This is a genomic window from Pseudomonas sp. B21-051, from assembly GCF_024748795.1.
Lineage (GTDB): Bacteria > Pseudomonadota > Gammaproteobacteria > Pseudomonadales > Pseudomonadaceae > Aquipseudomonas > Aquipseudomonas putida_A.
In genome coordinates this window covers 56,248-78,913 of the sequence record NZ_CP087166.1, presented here as the reverse complement: position 1 = coordinate 78,913, position 22,666 = coordinate 56,248, and the positions used below count along the sequence as shown (strand labels likewise).

The 22,666-nt window shown below is 61.2% G+C and carries 20 protein-coding genes; 10 read left to right on the top strand and 10 right to left on the bottom strand.

Annotated elements, in window-relative coordinates:
- Positions 1-67: 67 nt before the first annotated feature.
- Both LOY52_RS00365 and LOY52_RS00360 read right to left on the bottom strand, forming a co-directional pair.
- The gene (locus LOY52_RS00365; RefSeq protein ID WP_027610229.1) at positions 68-742 is read right to left on the bottom strand and encodes a methionine ABC transporter permease; all 675 of its coding nucleotides are present in this window, start codon (positions 740-742) and stop codon (positions 68-70) included.
- Entirely contained in the window at positions 742-1,749 is a 1,008-nt protein-coding gene (locus tag LOY52_RS00360; RefSeq protein ID WP_027610230.1) for a methionine ABC transporter ATP-binding protein, read from the bottom strand. The genes LOY52_RS00365 and LOY52_RS00360 overlap by 1 nt, the downstream gene beginning before the upstream one ends.
- A gap of 259 nt (positions 1,750-2,008) precedes the next feature.
- On the opposite strand from LOY52_RS00360, the gene katE reads away from it, so the two are divergent.
- Positions 2,009-4,150, top strand: a complete 2,142-nt coding sequence (gene katE / locus LOY52_RS00355) for a catalase HPII (protein WP_258677614.1) — start codon at positions 2,009-2,011, stop codon at positions 4,148-4,150.
- 76 nt (positions 4,151-4,226) lie between these two features.
- On the opposite strand, the gene LOY52_RS00350 is transcribed toward katE, so the two are convergent.
- The 4 genes from LOY52_RS00350 to LOY52_RS00335 are packed head-to-tail and all read right to left on the bottom strand — an operon-like array spanning position 4,227 to position 7,026.
- The gene (locus tag LOY52_RS00350) at positions 4,227-4,940 is read right to left on the bottom strand and encodes a PA5502 family lipoprotein (RefSeq protein ID WP_258677612.1); all 714 of its coding nucleotides are present in this window, start codon (positions 4,938-4,940) and stop codon (positions 4,227-4,229) included.
- A 37-nt stretch (positions 4,941-4,977) separates the two neighbouring features.
- The gene (gene znuB, locus LOY52_RS00345; RefSeq protein ID WP_008081222.1) at positions 4,978-5,766 is read right to left on the bottom strand and encodes a zinc ABC transporter permease subunit ZnuB; all 789 of its coding nucleotides are present in this window, start codon (positions 5,764-5,766) and stop codon (positions 4,978-4,980) included.
- Positions 5,759-6,544 carry a zinc ABC transporter ATP-binding protein ZnuC gene (znuC, locus tag LOY52_RS00340; protein ID WP_258677608.1) on the bottom strand — a complete coding sequence of 262 codons (786 nt, stop codon included), beginning with the start codon at positions 6,542-6,544 and terminating at the stop codon, positions 5,759-5,761. The genes znuB and znuC overlap by 8 nt, the downstream gene beginning before the upstream one ends.
- Positions 6,544-7,026 carry a Fur family transcriptional regulator gene (locus tag LOY52_RS00335; RefSeq protein ID WP_097090199.1) on the bottom strand — a complete coding sequence of 161 codons (483 nt, stop codon included), beginning with the start codon at positions 7,024-7,026 and terminating at the stop codon, positions 6,544-6,546. The genes znuC and LOY52_RS00335 overlap by 1 nt, the downstream gene beginning before the upstream one ends.
- Before the next feature lie 66 nt (positions 7,027-7,092).
- Here LOY52_RS00335 and LOY52_RS00330 point away from each other — a divergent pair, with 66 nt between their 5' ends.
- The gene (locus tag LOY52_RS00330) at positions 7,093-8,013 is read left to right on the top strand and encodes a zinc ABC transporter substrate-binding protein (protein ID WP_258677607.1); all 921 of its coding nucleotides are present in this window, start codon (positions 7,093-7,095) and stop codon (positions 8,011-8,013) included.
- Positions 8,014-8,097: 84 nt separating this feature from the next.
- On the opposite strand, the gene LOY52_RS00325 is transcribed toward LOY52_RS00330, so the two are convergent.
- Together LOY52_RS00325 and LOY52_RS00320 are read right to left on the bottom strand one after the other, a co-directional pair.
- The gene (locus tag LOY52_RS00325; protein WP_258677605.1) at positions 8,098-9,051 is read right to left on the bottom strand and encodes a homoserine kinase; all 954 of its coding nucleotides are present in this window, start codon (positions 9,049-9,051) and stop codon (positions 8,098-8,100) included.
- Between the two features lie 60 nt (positions 9,052-9,111).
- Positions 9,112-9,408, bottom strand: coding sequence for a DUF2782 domain-containing protein (locus tag LOY52_RS00320; protein ID WP_007962757.1), 297 nt, complete (start codon positions 9,406-9,408; stop codon positions 9,112-9,114).
- A gap of 74 nt (positions 9,409-9,482) precedes the next feature.
- Here LOY52_RS00320 and polA point away from each other — a divergent pair, with 74 nt between their 5' ends.
- The gene (gene polA, locus LOY52_RS00315) at positions 9,483-12,287 is read left to right on the top strand and encodes a DNA polymerase I (RefSeq protein ID WP_258677602.1); all 2,805 of its coding nucleotides are present in this window, start codon (positions 9,483-9,485) and stop codon (positions 12,285-12,287) included.
- A 410-nt stretch (positions 12,288-12,697) separates the two neighbouring features.
- On the opposite strand, the gene yihA is transcribed toward polA, so the two are convergent.
- A complete protein-coding gene (gene yihA, locus LOY52_RS00310) occupies positions 12,698-13,348 on the bottom strand; it encodes a ribosome biogenesis GTP-binding protein YihA/YsxC (RefSeq protein WP_258677601.1) in 651 nt (216 codons plus the stop codon).
- A gap of 191 nt (positions 13,349-13,539) precedes the next feature.
- Between yihA and LOY52_RS00305 the strand changes: the two genes are divergently transcribed.
- The 7 genes from LOY52_RS00305 (at position 13,540) to LOY52_RS00275 (ending at position 20,869) form a co-directional block, all read left to right on the top strand.
- The gene (locus LOY52_RS00305) at positions 13,540-13,845 is read left to right on the top strand and encodes a cytochrome c5 family protein (protein ID WP_041073683.1); all 306 of its coding nucleotides are present in this window, start codon (positions 13,540-13,542) and stop codon (positions 13,843-13,845) included.
- A gap of 32 nt (positions 13,846-13,877) precedes the next feature.
- The gene (locus tag LOY52_RS00300) at positions 13,878-14,489 is read left to right on the top strand and encodes a cytochrome c (protein ID WP_016986443.1); all 612 of its coding nucleotides are present in this window, start codon (positions 13,878-13,880) and stop codon (positions 14,487-14,489) included.
- A 200-nt stretch (positions 14,490-14,689) separates the two neighbouring features.
- On the top strand, positions 14,690-15,331 hold the full coding sequence (locus LOY52_RS00295) for a thiol:disulfide interchange protein DsbA/DsbL (protein ID WP_222017468.1): 642 nt from the start codon (positions 14,690-14,692) through the stop codon (positions 15,329-15,331).
- Between the two features lie 14 nt (positions 15,332-15,345).
- The gene (locus LOY52_RS00290) at positions 15,346-16,224 is read left to right on the top strand and encodes an endonuclease/exonuclease/phosphatase family protein (protein WP_027610242.1); all 879 of its coding nucleotides are present in this window, start codon (positions 15,346-15,348) and stop codon (positions 16,222-16,224) included.
- A complete protein-coding gene (locus LOY52_RS00285; protein WP_258677595.1) occupies positions 16,221-18,299 on the top strand; it encodes a GGDEF domain-containing protein in 2,079 nt (692 codons plus the stop codon). Before LOY52_RS00290 ends, LOY52_RS00285 begins: the two co-directional genes overlap by 4 nt.
- 100 nt (positions 18,300-18,399) lie before the next feature.
- On the top strand, positions 18,400-19,179 hold the full coding sequence (locus LOY52_RS00280) for an N-acetylmuramoyl-L-alanine amidase (protein ID WP_258677593.1): 780 nt from the start codon (positions 18,400-18,402) through the stop codon (positions 19,177-19,179).
- 76 nt (positions 19,180-19,255) lie between these two features.
- The gene (locus LOY52_RS00275; RefSeq protein WP_408980450.1) at positions 19,256-20,869 is read left to right on the top strand and encodes an EAL domain-containing protein; all 1,614 of its coding nucleotides are present in this window, start codon (positions 19,256-19,258) and stop codon (positions 20,867-20,869) included.
- Here the strand turns inward: LOY52_RS00275 and LOY52_RS00270 are convergent.
- The gene (locus LOY52_RS00270) at positions 20,866-22,656 is read right to left on the bottom strand and encodes a KinB sensor domain-containing domain (RefSeq protein ID WP_258677589.1); all 1,791 of its coding nucleotides are present in this window, start codon (positions 22,654-22,656) and stop codon (positions 20,866-20,868) included. The genes LOY52_RS00275 and LOY52_RS00270 overlap by 4 nt on opposite strands.
- Between the last annotated feature and the right edge of the window lie 10 nt (positions 22,657-22,666).

The following is a 22,666-nucleotide window of genomic DNA, read 5'->3' as shown; positions in this document are numbered from 1 at the left end:
CTTATGAGGCGCCCGTCTGGCGCCTGCCAGCGAATGGCCGGCTCATCTCTTGATTTACAAAAACCGGTTACTTGCGCGAGAAATGCACGACCAGACGGTCGCCCACCATTTGCAGCACTTGTACCAGAATCAGCAGCAATACCACGGTGACGATCATCACGTCAGTCTGGAAACGCTGGTAGCCGAAACGGATCGCCAGGTCACCCAGACCACCGGCGCCGACCACACCGGCCATCGCCGTGTAGGACACCAGGGTAATCGCGGTCACCGTAATCGCCGCGAAGATGCCCGGACGGGCTTCCGGCAGCAAGGCGTTCATGATGATCTGCCGGGTGGTCGCGCCCATCGACTGAGTCGCTTCGATGATGCCGCGATCGACTTCACGCAGGGCGGTTTCCACCAGACGCGCGAAGAACGGCGTCGCACCCACCACCAATGGCGGAATCGCACCGGCCACGCCCAGCGAGGTGCCGGTGATCAGCACGGTGAACGGAATCATCACGATCAGCAGAATGATGAACGGCAGCGAACGCAGGATGTTCACCGCCAACGACATGAAGGCGTAGAGACCACGGTTTTCCAGCAACTGACGCGGGCTGCAGAGGAACAGCAGCACGCCCAGCGGCAGGCCGAGCAATACGGTGAACAGCAGCGAACCACCGAGCATCAGCATGGTGTCGCCAGTGGCCAGCCAGATTTCCAGCCAATCGATGTTTTCGAAGAAAGCCTTGAGCATTTCCATTAACGCAGCACCTCCATGTGAACGTCAGCGGCGGTGAAGCGAGCGAAGGCCGCTTCCATGTCGCCACCGGTGACGGCGAGGGTCAATTGCCCGTAAGGAATGTCTTTGATGCGGTCGATGCGGCCGGCGAGGATGCTGTAGTCGACCCCGGTTTCCCGGGCAACGGTACCGAGCAACGGCGCGTAGGTCGCTTCGCCCTGGAAGGTCAGACGCACGATGCGACCGGGCACGTGAGCGAAGTCATCGCGCTGTTCGCTTTCGTCGATCTGCTCGCTTTCCTGAACGAAACGCTTGGTGGTCGGGTGCTGCGGATGCAGGAACACATCGGCCACCGAACCTTGCTCGACGATCACCCCGGCGTCCATCACCGCGACCTGATCGCAAACGCGACGGATCACGTCCATCTCGTGGGTGATCAGGACGATGGTCAGCTTCAGTTCACGATTGATCTCGGCCAGCAGTTGCAGAACCGACGCGGTGGTCTGCGGGTCGAGGGCGCTGGTGGCCTCGTCGCACAGCAGAATCTTCGGCTTGGTCGCCAGAGCGCGGGCGATGCCGACGCGCTGCTTCTGGCCGCCGGACAACTGCGCCGGGTACTTTTTGGCGTGATCAGACAGACCGACCCGCGCCAGCAACTCGGCGACGCGTTGATTGATCTCGCTGCTCGACAGTTCGCCGGCCAGGGTCAGCGGCAGCGCGACGTTGTCGGCCACGGTCTTGGAGGCGAGCAGGTTGAAGTGCTGGAAGATCATCCCGACCTGCTGGCGGAAACGACGCAGGCCGTTGGCGTCCAGCGCGGTGACTTCTTCGCCGTCGACGATGATCTTGCCGCCGCTGGAGTCTTCCAGGCGATTGATCAGTCGCAGCAGGGTACTTTTGCCCGCACCGGAATGGCCGATCAGGCCGAAGACCTGACCGTTTTCAATCGAAAGACTGGTCGGGTGCAGGGCGGGGATGTCCTTACCGGCGACGCGGTAAGTTTTGTGGACGTTTTGAAACTCGATCACGTAGCGAACCTTGTGGGGCGCGTTAGAAAAGGATCAGCGGTTAGCCGGGCGCGCATTTTAGCCTGTCCGTATAGAGGTTCTTAGCATTTATTTCGCAATTAACCTTCGATTTGGCAATAACAAGATCAAAGGTCATAAAAAAGGAACGCCCGTTCCTGCTCATTGGTCACTAGATAAGCGACTTGAAACCCTGGGTAACCGTGCCCGGAAACGCTCAAGAGTCCCCGTAAAAAGGGGTCAACCGAGGAGTTTACGTCTGATGAGCAGCAAGAAACCTACGACCGACAAAAGCCAGCTGGCCGGAACCGATACCAAGGATCGCGCCAACACCAACGCCAAACTCGATAGCCTGGAGAAATTCCGCTCCGACGCTACCGGCCAGGCCCTGCGTACCAACCAAGGGGTGAAGGTCGCCGATAACCAGAACACTCTGAAGGTCGGCGCGCGTGGGCCGTCGTTGCTGGAAGACTTCATCATGCGTGAGAAAATCACGCACTTTGACCACGAACGCATTCCGGAGCGCATCGTTCACGCGCGCGGTACCGGCGCGCATGGTTTCTTCCAGGCCTATGAGAACCATTCGGCGCTGACCAAGGCCGGTTTCCTGCAAGACCCGGGGAAAAAGACTCCGGTGTTCGTGCGTTTTTCCACGGTGCAGGGGCCACGCGGTTCCGGTGACACCGTGCGCGACGTGCGCGGTTTCGCGGTGAAGTTCTTCACTGACGAGGGCAACTTCGATCTGGTCGGCAACAACATGCCAGTGTTCTTCATCCAGGACGCGATCAAGTTCCCCGACTTTGTCCACGCGGTGAAACCCGAGCCGCACAATGAAATTCCTACCGGCGGCTCGGCCCACGACACGTTCTGGGACTTCGTCTCGCTGGTGCCGGAATCGGCGCACATGGTGATCTGGGCGATGTCCGACCGGGCGATCCCGAAAAGCCTGCGCAGCATGCAGGGCTTTGGCGTGCACACCTTCCGCCTGGTCAACGCCGAGGGCAAATCGCGCTTCGTCAAATTCCACTGGCGCCCGACTGCCGGCACCTGTTCGCTGGTGTGGGACGAAGCGCAGAAGCTCGCCGGTAAAGACACCGACTACCACCGTCGCGACCTCTGGGAAGCCATCGAGATGGGCGACTACCCGGAATGGGAGCTGGGTGTGCAGATCATCGAGGAGGAAAACGAACACGACTTCGATTTCGACATCCTCGACCCGACCAAGCTGATCCCCGAAGAAATCGTGCCGATCACCCCGCTGGGCAAGATGACCCTGAACCGCAACCCGGACAACTTCTTCGCCGAGACCGAGCAGGTCGCATTCTGCCCCGGCCACATCGTGCCCGGCATCGATTTCTCCAATGACCCGCTGCTGCAAGGCCGGCTGTTTTCCTACACCGACACGCAAATCAGCCGACTCGGTGGGCCGAACTTTCATGAGCTGCCGATCAACCGCCCGGTGGCGCCATTCCACAACGGCCAGCGCGACGCGCAGCACCGCACAGTGATCGACAAGGGTCGCGCGTCCTACGAGCCGAACTCGATTGATGGCGGCTGGCCGAAAGAGACTCCGCCAGCCGCGCAGGACGGCGGCTTCGAGAGCTACCCGGAACGCATCGATGCGAACAAGATCCGCCAGCGCAGCGAGTCGTTCAGCGATCACTTCTCGCAAGCGCGGCTGTTCTTTAACAGCATGAGTGAGCACGAGAAGGAGCACATCATTGCCGCCTACAGCTTCGAGCTGGGCAAGGTCGAACGCGAGTTCATCCGTGCACGGCAGGTGAATGAGATTCTCGCCAACATTGACCTGGAATTGGCCAAACGTGTCGCGGCCAACCTCGGGCTGCCGGCGCCGAACAAAGGCACGGTCGAGGTGCGCAAGACTTCGTTCGATCATTCACCAGCGCTGAGTCAGGCGAACCTGCTGCCAGAGGACATCAAAACCCGCAAAGTGGCGATTCTTGCCGCTAACGGCGTCGATGGTGCGGCGATTGATGCGATGAAAAAGGCTCTGGCGGCTGAAGGTGCGCACGCCAAGCTGCTCGGCCCGACTTCGGCACCGGTGAAGACTGCCGACGGCAAAGCCCTGCCGGTGGACGCATCCATGGAAGGTATGCCTTCAGTGATCTTCGATGCGGTGTTCGTGCCGGGTGGCGCGGCGTCGATCAAGGCGTTGAGCGGCGATGGCGTGGCGCTGCATTACCTTCTGGAAGCCTACAAGCACCTGAAGGCGATCGCGCTGCACGGCGATGCCAAGCAGTTGCAGGACCTGCTGAAGCTCGAGGCGGATGACGGGTTGCTGCAGGGCAAGGATGTGTCGGGGTTGACCAAGCCGTTCTTTGCGGCGATCGGGCAACACCGGGTCTGGGCGCGGGAGCCTAAGGCCAAAGCCATTCCGGCCTAAAGCAAAAGATCGCAGCCTTCGGCAGCTCCTACAGGGATAACTTGCACCTGTAGGAGCTGCCGGAGGCTGCGATCTTTTAGGGTTTGGCTGGAATCAAGACCATCTGCGCTGGCACCGTGCGCAGAATCTGTTTCTCGATCCGCAAATCGAAATCCGGATTCAGTTTCTTCACGCGCTTGCTCAGCAACGTCGCCAGCCATGGGTAATCCTGGGTACGCGGCGCCTGAATGCTCACCGCACACTCATAATTCACCACATCGGCGGCGATCGCATCGAGTTGCCGGCGAAGTTTGCGGCTATCGTTGATGTTCAGTGCCACCGTGGTGCTTTCGGCAGTCGGGTCGATGACCTTGGCTTTCGGCTTGGCTTCAGCTGCCAGCAGCGCGGCTTCGGCTTTCTCCAGCTCGGCTTTGCGCGCTTCGGTGATGGCGCCGTTGACGCCACCGGTCAATGCCGGGGCTTTGGGCATCAGGGCACGGGCGCGGCTCAGCGCGGTGGCAGCAGCGTTCACATCACCTTTCTGCAATACGATCTGGCTGCGGCGCAGGTAGGCCTCGGCCAACTGGCGCTGGTATTGCTCGAGGGACTGATCGTTGGGGGTTTGTGCCTGCAAGGCGGCCAACTGGTCTTCGGCAGTGGCCAGTTCGCTGCTGGCCAGGCTTTGCTCTAGCTGTGCGATGGCCGTGGCCCGCGCGTCGGGGGCTTCGGCCACCGGCGGCGTGCTTTGGCAGGCGCCCAGCAGCACGGAAAATGCGACAAGGAGCAGATAACGGGAGGCGAACGGCTTCATTCCTGCGACTCTCTAATTGCGCAAAAAGCGAGCAAGTCTACACCCCTCGACGGGGCAGAACAAAACTCAGCAGAAACAGTGCGGCCGCCGTCACAACGATCGACGGCCCCGCCGGGGTGTCCTTGAACCATGACAACGCCAGCCCGCCACACACGGCGAGCATGCCCAGCAGGCTCGCGCCCACGGCCATCTGCTCCGGCGAGCGGGCGTGACGTTGTGCCGCAGCCGCCGGAATGATCAGCAGCGAAGTAATCAGCAACACACCGACGATTTTCATCGCCACCGCAATCACCACCGCAATCAACAGCATCAGCGCCATGCGCAGGCCCGCCACCGGCAGGCCTTCGACCTTGGCCAGCTCCTCATGCACGGTAATCGCCAGCAGCGGCCGCCACAGCGTCACCAGCAACACCAGCACCGCCGCGCTGCCGCCGAGGATCCACGCCAGGTCAGTCGGGCTGATCGCCAGCAGGTCGCCGAACAGATAGGCCATCAGGTCGATCCGCACTTCATGCATGAAGCTTAGTACCACCAGCCCGAGAGAGAGCGTGCTCGGTGCGAGAATTCCCAACAGCGTGTCGGAGGCCAGCGGCTGACGCTGTTGCAAGGTCACCAGCAGCACTGCCAGCAGCAGGCAGCCGACGGTCACCGCCACCGTAGGACTGACATCCAGCAGAAAGCCCAGGGCCACGCCGAGCAGCGCAGCGTGTGACAGGGTGTCGCCGAAGTAGGCCATGCGCCGCCAGACCACGAACGAACCCAATGGCCCGGCCACCAGCGCCAGCGCCAGACCTGCAAGCAGGGCATACAACAGAAAATCAGCCATGCTTGCAGTGGTCTCCGTGAACGTGGGTGTGGCCCGCACCGGGCGCCTTGACCACCGAACCGTGCAGGTCGTGGGCGTGGTCGTGATGGTGGTGATAGATCGCCAGGCTCGGCGCATTCTTGCCGAACAGCTCGACGAACGCCGGATCGCCGCTGACCTGCTCGGGGTGCCCGGAGCAGCAGACGTGACGGTTCAGGCACACCACCTGATCAGTGGTGCTCATCACCAGATGCAGATCGTGCGAGACCATCAACACGCCGCAACCGTGACGGTCACGCAGGCGGGTGATCAGGCTGTACAGCTCGGCCTGCCCGGCGACATCGACGCCCTGCACCGGCTCATCCAGCACCAGCAGCTCCGGCTCGCGCAAGAGCGCCCGGGCCAGCAGCACGCGCTGCATTTCGCCACCGGAAACACTTTGCACCGGGCTGTCGATGACGTGTTCGGCGCCGACTTCCTTGAGCGCCGCCAATGCACGCGGACGGTCTACGCCGGGCACCAGGCGCAGGAAGCGCAGTACCGACAGCGGCAAGGTCGGATCGACGTGCAGCTTTTGCGGCATGTAGCCAACGCGCAGTTTTGGCCTGCGCCAGACGCTGCCGCTGTCCGGCTTCAACAGCCCGAGCACGGCGCGCACCAGGGTGGTCTTGCCGGCGCCATTGGGGCCGATCAGGGTGACGATCTGCCCCGGTTCGACGCTCAGCTCGATGTTGTCCAGCACGGTCTGCCCGGCGAAGGTGACGGCGACCTGCTCAAGACGGATCAACGGGTTGCTCATCAAGCCCCCTGGCAACCGGAGCACAGGCCGACCACTTCGACGGTCTGCGCTTCGACGATGAAACCGACATCCCTGGCGCTGTGGATGATCGCGTCGCTGATAGCTTTCTGTTCCAGCTCGATGGCGGCGTGGCACTCGCGGCAGATCAGGAACTGGCCCTGATGCGCATGCTCGGGATGCACACAACCGACGAAGGCGTTGAGCGAGGAGATGCGGTGCACCAGGCCGTTTTCCAGAAGGAAATCCAGCGCGCGGTAAACGGTCGGCGGCGCGGCACGGCGGCCGTCTTGCTCACTCAGCACCGCGAGAATGTCGTAGGCGCCCAGTGGCTTGTGGCTTTGCCACACCAGTTCCAGCACCCGCCGGCGCAGCGCAGTCAGGCGCAGGCCTTTCTGGGCGCACAAGGTATCGGCCTCGGTCAGTGCGCTGTGCACGCAATGAGAGTGGTCGTGGGGACGGCTGGCAATCGGTGTAATAGGCATGGGCGGCGACGAGTTTTGATAGAGACGTTATTATGTTACCCGTTCTCGCCTCCTTGAGTGGTCATCGTGTCCCGACTTTTTTCTGTTTTTGTGGCTTTTGTCGGCAGTTTTCTGCTGATCGGTTCGGCTCAGGCCGAGGTCAAGGTTCTCACCAGCATCAAACCGCTGCAGTTGATTGCCGCCGCGGTGCAGGACGGCGTGGCCATCCCGGAAGTGCTGCTGCCGCCGGGCGCTTCGCCGCACAACTACGCGCTGCGCCCATCCGACGTGCGCAAGGTGCAATCGGTGGACCTGCTGTACTGGATCGGCCCGGACATGGAAGGTTTCCTGCCGCGCGTGCTCAACGGTCGTACGCTGCCAAGCGTCGCCGTGCAGGATCTGCCCGGCATGAAACTGCGCCGCTTTGCCGAAGACAGTCACTCCCACGCCGAAGACGCCGACGAGCATGATCACGATCACCGCCCGGGCACGCTCGATGCGCATTTGTGGCTATCGCCGGTCAACGCGCGGGTTATTGCCGACAAAATGGCGACTGATTTGAGCGCTGCCGACCCAGCCAACGCCGAACGCTATCAGAGCAACGCCAAGGCCTTCGACGAACGCCTCGATGCGCTGGATGCACGACTGAAAAAACGTCTGGCCAGCGTTGAAGGCAAACCCTACTTCGTGTTCCACGAAGCCTTCGATTACTTCGAAGACGCTTACGGCCTGAAACACACTGGCGTGTTCAGCGTGGCCGCCGAAGTGCAGCCGGGCGCGCAGCATGTCGCCGCGATGCGCAAGCGTCTGCAGGAAGTGGGCAAGACCTGTGTGTTCAGCGAACCGCCGCTGCGTCCACGCCTGGCGGAAACCCTGGTGGCGGGCCTGCCGGTGAAGCTGGCAGAGCTGGATGCGCTGGGCGGCTATACGCCGGCGACAGCTCAGGGGTATGAGCAGGTGTTGGAGAAGCTGGGCAACGATCTGGCCGGGTGCCTGGAATCGTTGTAACCCCAAAGAAAAAGATCGCAGCCTTCGGCAGCTCCTACAGGGTGATCCCCTGTAGGAGCTGCCGAAGGCTGCGATCTTTTGATCTTAAAGAGCGAAAGGCAGCGGTGTATGCACCTGCTGCCGCTGCGCCAGACGCTGCTCGAACTCCCGCGGATCGTGAATCAGCACGTCCTGCCCGGCAAATTGCTCGGCGGCGATCAACCGCGACAGCCAGAACCGTACACAGGCCACGCGCAGCATGGTCGGCCAGAGTTCAGCTTCAGCGGCAGTGAACGGACGCAGCGCCGCATAGGCACCGAGGAATGCGCGGGCACGCGGCCCGTCAATCAAGCCTTCCTCGTCCGAACACCAGTCGTTCAAGGCAATCGCCACGTCATAGAGCATCGGCCCCGAGCAGGCGTTGTAAAAGTCGATCAACCCGGTCAGGTGCGTGCCTTCGAACATCGCGTTATCGCGGAACAGGTCGGCGTGAATGTTGGCCCGTGGCAGCGCGAGAATTCTGTCTTTCTGCGCAGTAATCTCCTCTAGCGCCTTGTGCAACAGCGCACGCGGCTCGTCCGCCAGGTGCGAAAGAAACTCCGTGCCCTCCTCCAGCATCCAGTCCAGGCCGCGATCGGTCTTGCGCTTGATCATGCGCTCGCCCTGGGTCGCCAGGTGCAGATGCGCCTGCAACTCGCCGACCTGCGCGCAATGCTGGGCGTTGGCAACTTTGATGTGCTTGCCGGACAGGCGCGGCTGGAGCAATGCCGGTTTACCCTTCAGTTCACGCAGGGCCACGCCGTCAGTGGTACGCAGCGCGTAGGGCACCGGCAAATCAGCCTCGTGCAGCACGTCGAGCAGGTCGATGAAGAACGGCATTTCCTGCACCGGGCCGCGTTCGACCAGGGTCAGGACGAATTCGCCCTGCTCCAGGCTGATAAAGAAATTGGTGTTTTCGCTGCCGGCGGCGATCCCCTGGAAATCAAGCAGACGGCCGAGCCCATAAGGGGCGAGAAAGGTTTCCAGCTCGGGCCGAGCCAGGGGGGTGAACACAGACATGGTTAAAACTGCTCAGTTCGGGCGCCGCTGTCGAGCGGCGCCGATTAAAAGTCGGGAAACTTACTTCCAGGTAAAGATTTCCCACGACGGAATCAGCATATCCGGCTGGTCGGAACGGATGTAGTTCACGTCCGAACCATCGGCGCGCACCAGAAAATACGGTTTGCCGCCCTTCGGCGTGACCTTGATCGCATAGACGAAGCCACTGCGGCTGTATTCCTGAATGACCTTGTCGCCTTCGGTGTGCGTGTTAATGGTAACTTCCGGCTCCTTTGACGGCGCATCATCCGCCGCCATCGCGGCCAATGGTGAGGCAGCAATCAAACCGACCAGCAGCAAGCGATTTAACGTACGCATGATAACCTTGTCCCTTTGTCGTCAACGGTCCCGCTATTCTAGCGCCGGGCCCGCCGAAAAGGTTGATTCTGCTCATGAGCCAAGCCCCCCTCGTCCTGGTGGACGGTTCGTCTTACCTGTACCGCGCTTTCCACGCCCTGCCACCGCTGACCACCTCCAAAGGCCTGCCGACCGGCGCGGTCAAAGGTGTGCTGAACATGCTCAAGAGTCTGCGCAAGCAGTACCCGGACAGCCCGTTCGCCGTGGTCTTCGATGCCAAGGGCGGGACGTTTCGTGATGAGATGTACGCCGAATACAAGGCCAACCGTCCGAGCATGCCCGACGACATGCGCGTGCAGATCGAGCCGCTGCACCAGAGCGTGATCGCCCTCGGCTTCCCGCTGCTGTGTGTGGAAGGCGTCGAGGCGGACGACGTGATCGGCACCCTGGCACGCAGCAGCGCGGCGGCGGATCGTCCGGTGATCATCTCCACCGGCGACAAGGACATGGCGCAACTGGTCGATGGCCACATTACCTTGGTCAACACCATGTCCGGTAGCTCGATGGATGTGGAGGGCGTGAAGGAGAAATTCGGCGTCGCACCCGAGCAGATCATCGATTATCTGGCACTGATGGGCGATTCTTCCGACAACATTCCGGGGGTTCCCGGCATCGGTCCAAAGACCGCCTCCGGCCTGCTGGTCGGCGTCAACGGCGGCCTGACCGAGTTGTACGCGAATCTCGACATTGTCCCGACCCTGCCGATTCGCGGCGCGAAAACCCTGCCGGCCAAGCTCGAAGAGCACAAGGAGATGGCTTTCCTCTCCTATCAACTGGCGACCATCAAGGTCGACGTGCCGCTGGACATCAGACTCGATGACCTGCAGATGGGCGCGGAAGACCCGGCCAAGCTCTACGAGCTGTACACCTTGCTGGAATTCAAGAGCTGGCTGAACGACCTCGATCGTGACGCCAAGCGCCAGGAACTGAGCGCTGCCGCCGAACCTGCGCCGGCTGGCGATCTGTTCAGCGCACCAGCGGACGAAGCGCCTGCCGCCCCCGCTGAAGCCGCCTACGAAACCATCCTCGATCAGGCCCGTTTCGATGTCTGGCTGGAAAAACTGCAGAACGCCAGGCTGTTCGCCTTCGACACCGAAACCACCGGCATCGACGCGCAACAGGCGCAACTGGTCGGCCTTTCGTTCGCGGTGCAGGCCAACGAAGCCGCGTACATCCCGCTGACCCACTCCTACATCGGCGTGCCCGAGCAACTGGATCGCGACACCGTGCTGCGCGCGCTGAAGCCGATCCTGGAAGATCCGAACAAGCTCAAGGTCGGCCAGCACGCTAAGTTCGACATGAACATTCTGGCCAACTGCGCCATCGGCGGCGATCAGAGCCAGGGCATTAACGTGCGCGGGATCGCTTTCGACACCATGCTTGAGTCCTACGTGCTCAACTCCACCGCCACCCGCCACGACATGGACAGCCTCGCCCAGAAGTACCTCGATCACACTACCGTGAGCTTCCAGGACATCGCCGGCAAAGGCGCCAAGCAGCTGACCTTCGACCAGATCGCCCTTGAGCAGGCTGGCCCGTACGCCGCCGAAGACGCCGACATCACCCTGCGTCTGCACCAGACCCTGTTTGAAAAACTCAGCGCAATCCCGAGTCTGGCCAGCGTGCTGACCGACATCGAAATCCCGCTGGTGCCGGTGCTGGCGCGCATCGAGCGTCAGGGCGCGTTCGTCGATGCCGAACTGCTCGGCATCCAGAGCATCGAGCTGGGCAACAAGATGGTCGCGCTGGAGCGTGAAGCCTTCGAAATTGCCGGTGAAGAATTCAACCTCGGCTCGCCAAAGCAGTTGGGCGTGATCCTCTACGAAAAGCTCGGCCTGCCGGTGCTGAAGAAGACCGCCAAGGGCCAGCCGTCCACTGCCGAAGAAGTGCTGGCAAAACTCGCTGAGGACGATCACCGCTTGCCAAAAGTGCTGATGGAACATCGTTCCATGAGCAAGCTGAAAAGCACCTACACCGACCGCCTGCCAGAGCAGATCAACCCGCGCACCGGGCGTATCCACACCTCGTATCATCAGGCTGTGGCGTCCACCGGTCGCTTGTCTTCCAGTGATCCGAACCTGCAGAACATTCCGGTGCGTACCGCTGAAGGCCGACGGATCCGTCAGGCGTTCGTCGCGCCCAAAGGCTACAAACTGCTGGCGGCGGACTATTCGCAGATCGAACTGCGGATCATGGCCCATCTGTCCAGGGACGAAGGCCTGATGAACGCCTTCCGCAACAATCTGGACGTGCACACCGCGACCGCCGCTGAAGTGTTCAAGGTCGAGCTGAACGAAGTGACTTCCGACCAGCGCCGTGGCGCCAAGGCGATCAACTTCGGCCTGATTTATGGCATGGGCGCGCAGAAGCTCGGCAAGGACATCGGCGTCGACACCAAGACCGCCAAGGCCTATATCGACACCTACTTCGCGCGCTACCCGGGTGTGCGCGAATACATGGACCGCACCCGCAAGCAGGCAGCGGATCAGGGTTACGTCGAGACCTTCTTCGGTCGACGCCTGTACCTGCCGGAAATCAACTCGAACAAGCCGCAGGAACGTGCCGCCGCCGAACGCACGGCGATCAACGCGCCGATGCAAGGCACCGCCGCCGACATCATCAAGAAAGCCATGGTGGCGGTGGATAACTGGCTGGCGTCTTCGGGGCTGGACGCCAAAGTCATCCTGCAGGTGCACGACGAACTGGTGCTGGAGGTTCGTGAGGATCTGGTCGATCAGGTGAGTCAGGAAATACGCCTGCACATGAGCGAAGCGGCGAAACTGGACGTGCCGTTGCTGGTAGAAGTAGGAGTCGGCAACAACTGGGATGAGGCGCACTGAGGCGTCTGGCACGGGCGTTTGCCGCGACATACTGTTGCGATAAATGCCCGAAATGGCCTTATTTCGAATCGCGCTTGGGCTTATTCCAAAGCTTTTTGAAAAAAATCTGAACTAATCTGACAACTCGCTACTCAGAGATACTGAATGGCTGGTGAAGCCCTTCGATGCTCCTATGTTGTGTTAAGTGTTGGCAGATATCTGAACCCCGCCCTAGCGGTTCGGAACTTGAACCCCGGAACTTCTCCCTCCCCATATGAAGTCCGGGGCTTTTTTTGCCTCAAAACTGCCTGTGGCGCAGCCATGCTGCGTTAAAAGCGCAACAAAAAATGCTCATTTAGGTCCCCTAAACTCCGCTTTTTTGTTGCACTTTTGCCTTGCCTGGCAGCACCACAGACAGTTTTGAAATTCCCTTATTCTGTCTCGGTCGCCGCTTCGGCGCCCTTGTCTGCCAGTTCCATCCAGCCTGCCAACACAGTGTAAGCCTCTTCCAGGCCCATGCGTTTTGGCGCCGAGAACAGCTGGATCGTCACCAGATCACCCCAGCCCTTGCGGATTTCCGACTGCACCTTGAGCAGCGTGTTCTTGGCTGCGCCATAGGTCAGTTTGTCGGCCTTGGTCAGCAGAATGTGCATCGGCATGCCGGCGGCAACCGCCCAGTCGAGCATCAGCAGGTCGAAGTCGGTCATTGGATGACGGATGTCCATCATCAGAATCAAACCCTTCAAACTCTCGCGGCCACCGAGGTACGCCTCGAGGTGACGCTGCCAGTGTTGCTTGAGCGGGATCGGTACTTTTGCATAACCGTAGCCCGGCAGGTCGACCAGACGCCGTTCATCGTCTAGCTTGAAGAAGTTCAACAGCTGTGTGCGACCCGGAGTTTTCGAGGTGCGCGCCAGACTGGCGTGAGTCAGGGTGTTCAGTGCGCTTGATTTACCGGCGTTGGAACGACCGGCGAACGCCACTTCGAAGCCTTCGTCGTCAGGGCATTGATCGACTTTGGCGGCACTGAGCATGAACGTGGACTGTTGGCACAGGCCGAGGATGGGATTCTTGAGTTGCATGGGATTTCCGATGTGGGCGGCGCCGGGATTGGGCGCGGAACGCGGTGTCGCTTCCGTTTCAGTGACGCCAGTATATAATGCCGCAGATTTTGTGTGTGCTTTGTCCCAGCGAAGGATGAAGTTCACGAGAGCCAAAGACCTTGATTGCGCATCAGAACGCAGAACGCTCTCAACCCTGAAAAGGTCGTTTTATGACGAAATGGCTGCTGGCTGCCGGAGTCCTGATACCGCTTTGCGGCGCACAGGCTACACAGGAACCGGAAGCCGTGTACAACCGTGTTTGTGGTGCCTGTCATTCCGGCCAACTACCCATGGCGCCCGAAAGAGGCGATCAGGCAGCTTGGACGCCGAGGTTGGCGAAAGGTATGGAGACGCTGGTGCAACACGTGACCCAGGGTTTCAAGGCGATGCCGCCGCGTGGTTTGTGCATGGACTGCAGTGCCGAGGATTACCAGGCCATCATCCTTTGGATGAGCGAGAGTAAGCCCGGTCCATAACTCTTAACCCTTAGCCGTAGTTGGATTAGCTGATGAACAAATTGATCGTGAGTCTGCTGTTGACCGTGGGAATTTCAGGCTTCGCCCATGCTGCCGGTGATGCCGCCGCCGGCCAGGCCAAAGCTGCCGTCTGCGGAGCCTGCCATGGCCCGGACGGGAACAGCATGGCGCCAAACTTCCCGAAACTGGCAGGTCAAGGTGAACGCTACCTGACCAAGCAACTGCACGACATCAAGTCGGGCAAGCGCACCGTTCTGGAAATGACTGGCCTGCTGACCAACCTGAGCGACCAGGATCTGGCTGACATCGCAGCCTACTTCGCCAGCCAGAAAGGCAGCGTCGGCGCAGCCGATCCGAAGATCGTCGCTCGCGGTGAAGCTTTGTTCCGCGGCGGTAATCTGGCCAAGGGGCTGCCAGCCTGCACCGGTTGCCACTCGCCGAATGGCGCCGGCAACGCCGCCGCCGGCTTCCCGCATCTGGGTGGTCAACACGCTCAATACATCGCCAAGCAACTGACCGATTTCCGTAAGGAAGAAGGCGGCCGCAACAACGACGGCGACACCATGACGATGCAGACCATCGCCAAGCGCTTGAGTGATGAAGACATTGCCGCGGTCTCCAGCTATATCCAGGGCCTGCACTAACCGCCCTGAATCGTGCGTTACCGGTGATGGACATCTCCTGCAACGTTAACGCTCGATTAATCCGACGCATCAAGTATAAAAAGGGTGGCTTTGGCCGCCCTTTTTTGTGGCTGCTGCCGTTACACTACAGAACTCATGCCCGCCAGGATCTGTCTGAAAACAGGTCGCGCGAGGCGACCAAAATTGTCCAGGAGTAAAGCATGCGTAATCTGATCATCAGCGCCGCTCTCGTCGCTGCCAGCCTGTTCGGCGTGACCGCGCAGGCCGCTGAAGCACCGGCCGCCCCTTATGTCGAGCTGGCCAACCCGGTACCGGTGGCAGAGCCTGGCAAGATCGAAGTGGTCGAGCTGTTCTGGTATGGCTGCCCGCACTGCTACGCGTTTGAGCCGGTGATCAATCCATGGGTTGAAAAACTGCCGTCCGACGTCAACTTCGTGCGCATTCCTGCCATGTTCGGCGGCCCGTGGGATGCTCACGGCCAGATGTTCCTGACCCTGGAAGCGATGGGTGTCGAGCACAAGGTTCACGCCGCCGTGTTTGAAGCCATCCAGAAACAACACAAGAAGCTGACCGACAAGAACGATATGGCTGATTTCCTCGCCACTCAGGGCGTGGACAAGGACAAGTTCCTCGCCACCTTTGATTCGTTCGCCATCAAAGGTCAGATCGTCAAGGCACGTGAACTGGCCAAGAAGTATGAAATCACTGGCGTGCCAACCATGATCGTCAACGGCAAATACCGCTTCGACATCGGCTCGGCCGGTGGTGCCGAAGAAGCCTTGAAACTGGCTGATCAACTGGTGGCCAAAGAGCGAGCGGCCAACAAGGCAGCTGCCAACTAAGCGCGGTCATCGCCATGCGCCGCTGGGGCACCGAACGCAGCGTTGGCCTGCATGACCCGCAGGTCAACGAGCATCACCTGGAGTCCACGGGCCTGCCCGCAGACCATCGTCTGCGCCTGCTCAGCTTCAATATCCAGGTCGGCATCAGCACCGAGCGCTATCGGCATTATCTGACCCGCAGCTGGCAGCACCTGCTGCCGCACACCGGGCGCTCAGGCAATCTGCAGAAGATCGGTGACCTGCTTGGCGACTTCGATCTGGTCGCCCTGCAGGAAGCCGATGGCGGCAGTCTGCGCTCGGGCTACGTCAATCAAGTCGAACACCTGGCCCACCTCGGCGCCTTCCCCTACTGGTATCAACAACTCAATCGCAACCTCGGCCGACTGGCCCAGCACAGCAATGGCGTGCTCAGTCGCCTGAAGCCGTGGGCGATCGAAGATCATCCGCTGCCCGGCCCCAAAGGTCGCGGCGCGATCCTGCTGCGCTTCGGTGAAGGTCCGGAGGCGCTGGTGGTGGTGATGATGCATCTGGCGCTCGGCGCACGGGTGCGCAGCCTGCAACTGGCCTATATTCGTGACCTGATCAGTGGCTACAAGCACCAGATATTGATGGGCGACATGAACACCCATGCCAGTGATCTGCTACAACAGTCACCGTTACGCGATCTCGGCCTGCTGGCCCCGCAGATGCAAGCCACGTTTCCCAGCTGGCGGCCACAGCGATGCCTTGATCATATTTTGCTCAGCCCGACCCTGACCCTGGAAAAGGTCGAAGTGCTGGCCCAACCCATTTCCGATCACCTGCCGGTCGCGGTAGAGATTCGTCTGCCGGGTTCGCTCACGGCCGATGCGTTGCCCGCGTTGAGTCCTGCCCCTCGCGGAACCCCTGAATGAGCGACGACGCCCAGCGCTGGAAAGAGAAGTACCTCAAAAGCATCGAACAACAGGACAAGCTCGAACGTCGCTGGGCCGCCCGGCTCGACTTGCTGCGCCGCGGTCTGGTGCGCAGCACGCTGGCCGCTGAAGGCACCGACAAGGTCGTTGATCAGTGCATGAAAGAGATGCGCGATGTGGTGCGCACCGACGACATGGACGCCGGCCTCGCCGCCCTGCTGCCGCGCCTGGAAAAAGCCGTGCTCGATTCCGAGCAACGTCGCGAAACCCGAATCGATCAGGTCAGCACCGCGCTGACCGCACTGGTCACCCAACTGCAAGCGTTGCCGCTGCCACGGGAAGTCGCGCAACCGCTGAAGAAATTCGCCAAGCAACTCGACAGTCGGGTCGGCCAGGCGCGGGAAATGCCGCTGCTGCTGAGCGAACTCAGTGGTTTGCAGGGCAAGGCGTTGAGCCAGCTGGAAACACCGGCCGAGCCCGACCGCCCGGGCTTTTTGCAGCGCCTGTTTGGCAGCCGTGACAGTGAAGGGGTGCCAGAGTCTTCGGATCAGCCTCAGGCACCGACGCCGACGCCGACGCCGGCCAACGCTGAACCTGCGCCTGAGCCGGTACCCGCGCCAACCGCAGCGGTCGAGCCGATTCCGGCAGCACCCGTCACCGTAGCGGCCATCGCGCAACCACCAGAGGCCGAGCTTAAGCAAACGCCAGCAGTGCAGCCTGAGGCCGAATCATCTGTGTTCGCGTTCGTGCCTCCGGTCATTGCTGCCGAGCCGATCAGCGAACCCGTTGCTGCACCCGCACTACCAGCGGCCGAACCTGAAGCCGAACGGCCGACCACCCCGATCACGGCGCCAGCACCTGCTGCCGCGTTCAACCCCGACGAGTTGATCCACCCGGGCGACATCCCGGCACCGTTGCTCCTCGATAGTCTGCCCCTGCCCGAACCGATTGCCCAGGCTTTGGCCGCCATCGATCCGGAGCAACCCGAGCAGGACATTCTGTACGCCCTGCCCGATTCCCCGGAGCCGTCTTACAGTTCAGTGGCCAAACACATCGAAGACACGCTGATCGGGCTGCTCGACGACCTGACGTTGCCCGAGCGCCATCGCCCGCAGGCCGAGGCAATGCGCGATCGCTTGAAAAATGGTTTGAACTGGTACGAACTGCTGCCGATTCTCGACGATCTTGCAACGTTGATGCTGGCAATCACCGACAGCGGACAGCACGAATTCGAAGCCTATCTGCAACAACTCAACGAACGCCTCGAAGCGTTCCAGAGCAACCTGCAGGCCGCCAGCGAAGGACACGCCGACAACAGCTCGGCGGCGCGGGCGATGGACACGCAGATCCGCGAGCAGGTCGACGGCTTGCAAACCAGCGTGCAGGAAGCGGCCGATCTGGATGACCTCAAGCAGGTGCTGGAGAACCATCTCGAAGGCCTGCTCGGCACCATGGATCAGCACCAGAAACAACGCGATGCCCGCGAGCAGGAAGTGGCAGCACGCCTCAAGGGCCTGGCTGAGCGTGTGGCGCACATGGAGCAGGAAGCCCTGGGCTTCCGCGAGCATCTGGAAGAACAGCGGCAGAAAGCCCTGATCGATCCGCTGACCGGCCTGCCCAACCGCGCTGCATGGAGCGAGAGGCTGGAACACGAGATCAATCAGTGGCAGCAACACGGCAACACCTTGAGCCTGGCGATGCTCGACCTCGATCATTTCAAGCGCATCAATGACAACTACGGCCATCTGGCCGGCGACAAGGTACTGAAGATCATCGCCACAGTGCTGCGCAAACGCCTGCGCGCAGCGGATTTCATTGCCCGTTTTGGTGGCGAGGAGTTCGTGCTGCTGTTGCCGGCGACCACGCCTGCGGTGGGTGCCAAACTGCTGGAGACCCTGCGCGCGGCGATCGAAGCCTGCCCGTTTCACTTCAAGGGCGAACGGGTGACGATCACCATTTCCATGGGCCTGGCGTCGTTCCGCCCGGGAGAACACAGCGATCTGGTACTCAAAAGAGCCGATCAGGCGTTGTATCGGGCGAAAAATGCCGGGCGCAACCGGGTCGAGCTGGGCTGAGTAATTGTTCCATTGTGTTTAATTCAGCCCGCCGGCCGTCGAGACCCGAGGCAGTACGTTACACTGTTGCATTACTGTCTTGCGTGTACTGCCTCCTGCCATGAAATTTTTTACCCTTCTCGCGTCGCTGCTCGTTCTGGCCGGTTGTGCCAGCGGCCCGCGTTACGACACCAGCCATCCTTCGGCCAATCACGACAGCCGCGTGCAGTTCGTGATCGTGCATTACACCTCGGCGTCCCTTGCGCGTTCGCTGCAACTGCTGACCCACGGCGAAGTCAGCAGCCACTACCTGATCGGCGATGACAAGGGCGGCACCATCTACAAGCTGATGGATGAAAACCAGCGCGCCTGGCACGCCGGCGAAAGCCAATGGCAGGGCCGCACCTGGCTCAACTCAAGCTCGATCGGCATCGAAATCGTCAATCCGGGTTTCAAGGACACGCCGACCGGGCGCCTCTGGTTCCCGTACAGCGAAGCGCAAATTCAATCGCTTATCGTCCTGCTCAAGGACATCAGCCAGCGTCAGGGCATCAGCCCGCGCCATATCATCGGTCACAGCGACATCGCGCCCCTGCGCAAACTCGACCCCGGCCCACTGTTCCCGTGGAAACGTCTGGCCGCCGAAGGCTTGGGCGTATGGCCTAATGAACAAGCGGTGGCGCGGCAGCAGGCACAGTTCAACGCCGAACTGCCGAGCATTAGCTGGTTCCAGGAACAACTGGCGCGTGTCGGTTACGACACCCCGCAAACCGGCGAGCTGGATGTAGCGACGCGCCATGTGCTCGCAGCGTTCCAGATGCACTTCCGCCCTTCCCGTTTCGACGGTTTGCCGGACGCGCAAACAGCCGCGTTGTTGCTGGTACTCAATCAGACAAAATAATGACGCCCGCCCGACGGTCAGGGCGAAATCGTAATCAGCAGCTATAACTCATTGGTAATTCTTCGGATATTCCATGATGGTTGCTACCCGAGCGACGCTGCGTAGCTGGTTTTATCGCCCGTGGTTTTTGGCGATGATCGCGGCTGTCCTCAGTGCAAGCCTGCTGATCGCCGGCGGAATGTTCGTCGCCATGCGCCAGATCGAACAGAACGAAAGCCAGGAGATGAACGCCCAGGGCGAGCGTTTTCTAGCCCGCCTCGAGCAACTGTTCGGGCAATTGCGCGAAAGTCTCGACGACCTCCAGGCGCAGCCGTTGCGCAGTTGCGATGAGGAAATGATCGCGACCTTGCAACAGGTCACTTTCAACTATCGCTTCGTCTATGAAGCGGCCTACATGGATGGCTCGCGGATCTGCTCCAACCGCCCCCGGCAGGAGGGGCTTTCGGTCGTCCGCGCGCCGGACATCAAGGGCCCGACTTACAGCTACTGGCTCAACACCACCACCGAACCCGATGAAAACCGCGCGGCGCTGATGCTCGGGCGCGGCAATTTCCGTGTGGCGACATCGCGCGGGCATTTGACCGACATGGTCGACCTGCCACCGGACAGCAGCCTGCTGGTGGTACTCGATCATGGCAGGCGAGCGATTCCGGTACTCGGCACCGCGCAGACCTGGCCACCGAGCGAAGCCTGGCCACCGAAGAGCCGCGAAGCCCTGCAAGTCACCCAGTCACGGCTGATCTACCGCATGCCAACCAACAATCCGGAATACCAATTGGTGCTGATCACTCCGCGCAGCGGCATGCACGTCCCCACCGTCTGGTGGTGGATGGTGCCGGCCTGCCTGCTGCTGGGGGCGTTTGCCGGTTTCTTCGTGTTTCTGCTGGTGCGCCAGCGCCAGTCATTGGACGCCGAACTCCAGGGCGCGATTCGGCGTGGCGAGCTGCAAGTGCTGTATCAACCGATCTTCGACCTCGACAGCCGCAATTGCGTGGGCGCCGAAGCCCTGCTGCGCTGGCGCCGCCCGGATGGCACCTTGACCAGCCCCGACCTGTTCATTCCGCTGGCGGAAAACACCGGGCAGATTCGGCAGATGACCGATTTCGTCCTGCAGCGGCTGCTGGAACAATTGGGACCAGTGCTGCGCGCCAATCCGCAGCTGTATATCTCGGTCAACCTCGCGGCGTGCGATGTAATGGTGCCGCGCATCGGCCAGGTCATGGCCAGGCTGTTGACCTTGCATCGGGTCGCGGCGCGGCAGATTGCCTTCGAAGTTACCGAACGCGGGCTGATCGATGTGGTGGTGGCCCGGGAGAACCTGCAAGCCTTGCGCGATGTCGGCCATCAGGTGCTGATCGACGACTTCGGCACCGGTTATTGCAGCCTCGCCTACCTGCAAACGTTGCCGGTGGACTGCCTGAAAATCGACAAGGCGTTCATCGACGCACTCGGTCATGACGCGGCCAGCAGCGGCGTTGCTCCGCACATCATTCACATGGCGCAGGCACTGGATCTGAAAGTGATTGCCGAGGGCATCGAGCATGAAGCGCAAGCCGTGTTTCTCAGCAGTGAGGGAGTCAAGTTCGGTCAGGGCTGGCTGTTCGCCCAGGCTTTGAGTGCGGTGCAGTTCATCGAACTGATCACCCGTGGACGACGCCTCGCCGGACGCCGGCTGGATGACGAAGCCTAGACCGCCAGCGCCATGTAGAACTGCGTGCCCTGCCCCGGCCGCGAATAGACGCCCATGCGCCCGCCATGCAACTGCACAATTTCCTTGCACAAAGCCAAACCGAGCCCGGCGCCGCCCTTCTTGCGCCCGACCTGCACGAACGGTTCGAAAATCCGCCCCTGCTGCCCGTAGGCAATGCCTTCGCCGTTGTCTTCGACGCTGATGATGACGCGCTCGCCATGTCGACGCGCCTGCAGGCGAATCTGCCCGTCGCGGGCAGTGTGGCGCAGGGCGTTATCGATCAGGTTATCCAGCACCCGATCGAGCTGCGCCTGATCGGCCTGCAGGCGCGGCAACGGCCCCTGCACTTCGACGTTCAAGGCAACGCCCTTGGCCGCCGCTGAATCGGCGAAGCGCAACTGCGCCTGCTCCAGCAAGTCCTCGATGGAGCACGGCGCCAGGGTGAGTTTCTGCAAGCCGTTCTGATAACGCGAGAAATTGAGCAAGTCGTTGATCAACTGCATCAGGCGCTGCATCTCTTCGTTGACCGTGTCGAGCAGGTCCGCCTCACGTGACTCCGGGGGAAACTTCGCCCGCTCGCGAAACAGCCCGAACGCCATGTGCATGCCGGTGACCGGCGTGCGCAGCTCATGGGAGGCACGCAGCACGAACTCGCTGCGTACGCGCTCGAAGGCGCGCTGCTCGGTGACGTCGTGCAGCACCATCACCGCACCAAGAATATGCCCCTGGGTGTGGCTGACCGGCGTCAGGCTGTAAGTCAGCAGACGTGATTCGCCATCGACCTCGATGCTCAAATCGTCCGGAGCACGCTCAAGGGTGCCGCCGCGCAGCACCAGTTGCAGTTGTGCGTCGAGTTCCGGGCGCTCCAGCGCTGTGCCCAAGCCCTGACCGAGTCGATCACTGTCCCAGCCCAACTGACGCTGAGCCACTGGATTGAGGTGCTCCAGATGCCCTTCGCGGTCAATCATCAGCAAGCCATCGTCGATACTGTCGAGCACCGCCTGCAAGCGCTGCTGACCGGCCAGCAGTTCGTCGACGTTGGTCGCCTGATGTTCGCGCAGCGCCTCGGCCATCAGCCCGAAGCGCTTGGTCAGCTGGTTCATTTCCATCGCCGAGGAAATCGGCAGCGTCACCTCGAAATTGCCCTGGCCGATGTTATCCGCCGCTTGCGCCAGCGCCTTGATCGGCGCGCCGAAACGCCGGGCAATCGCATGGGCCGTGACAAAGCCGATGATCAGCACCGCCAGTCCCACCAGCCCGAGCAGACCAGAGACCAGCAGCGCCCTTTCCCGGGCGTCATGCTGCACCGCGTTGATGTTGTCCAGCGCATGCTTGTGCTCGGCAATCAAACCATTGCGCAAGATGTTGAAGCGTTCTCTGAGGTCGCTGTTGCCGCTGAGCACATTGCCCGGATCACGCGACAGCTCGAACGCCTGGAGAAAACTCAGGTAGTCGGCCTTGGCCTGGGTAAACCCGTACTGGCGGCCATCGCCGTCTGACTCCTGCGAAATGCCTTCATCAAGCAATTGCAGGTAATGCTGCTTTGACGCTTCGAACGCGGCGGGATCGGGCTTCTCGGCCAGCATCAGCACCAACTGGTCGCCGAGGGTCTGGCGCAATTTGAGCCCCAGGTCGAGGGTCACGAAGTTGCTGCGGATCGTAGCTTCCTGAGTACCAGCCATTTGCATCACGCTGACCAGACCGAGCAACAGCCCGAGCAAGGCGACCGTGATCAGCGCAGAAATACTCAGGAACAAGCGAGTGCGCAACTTCATCGCCAGTTTCATCGTCGGGCGC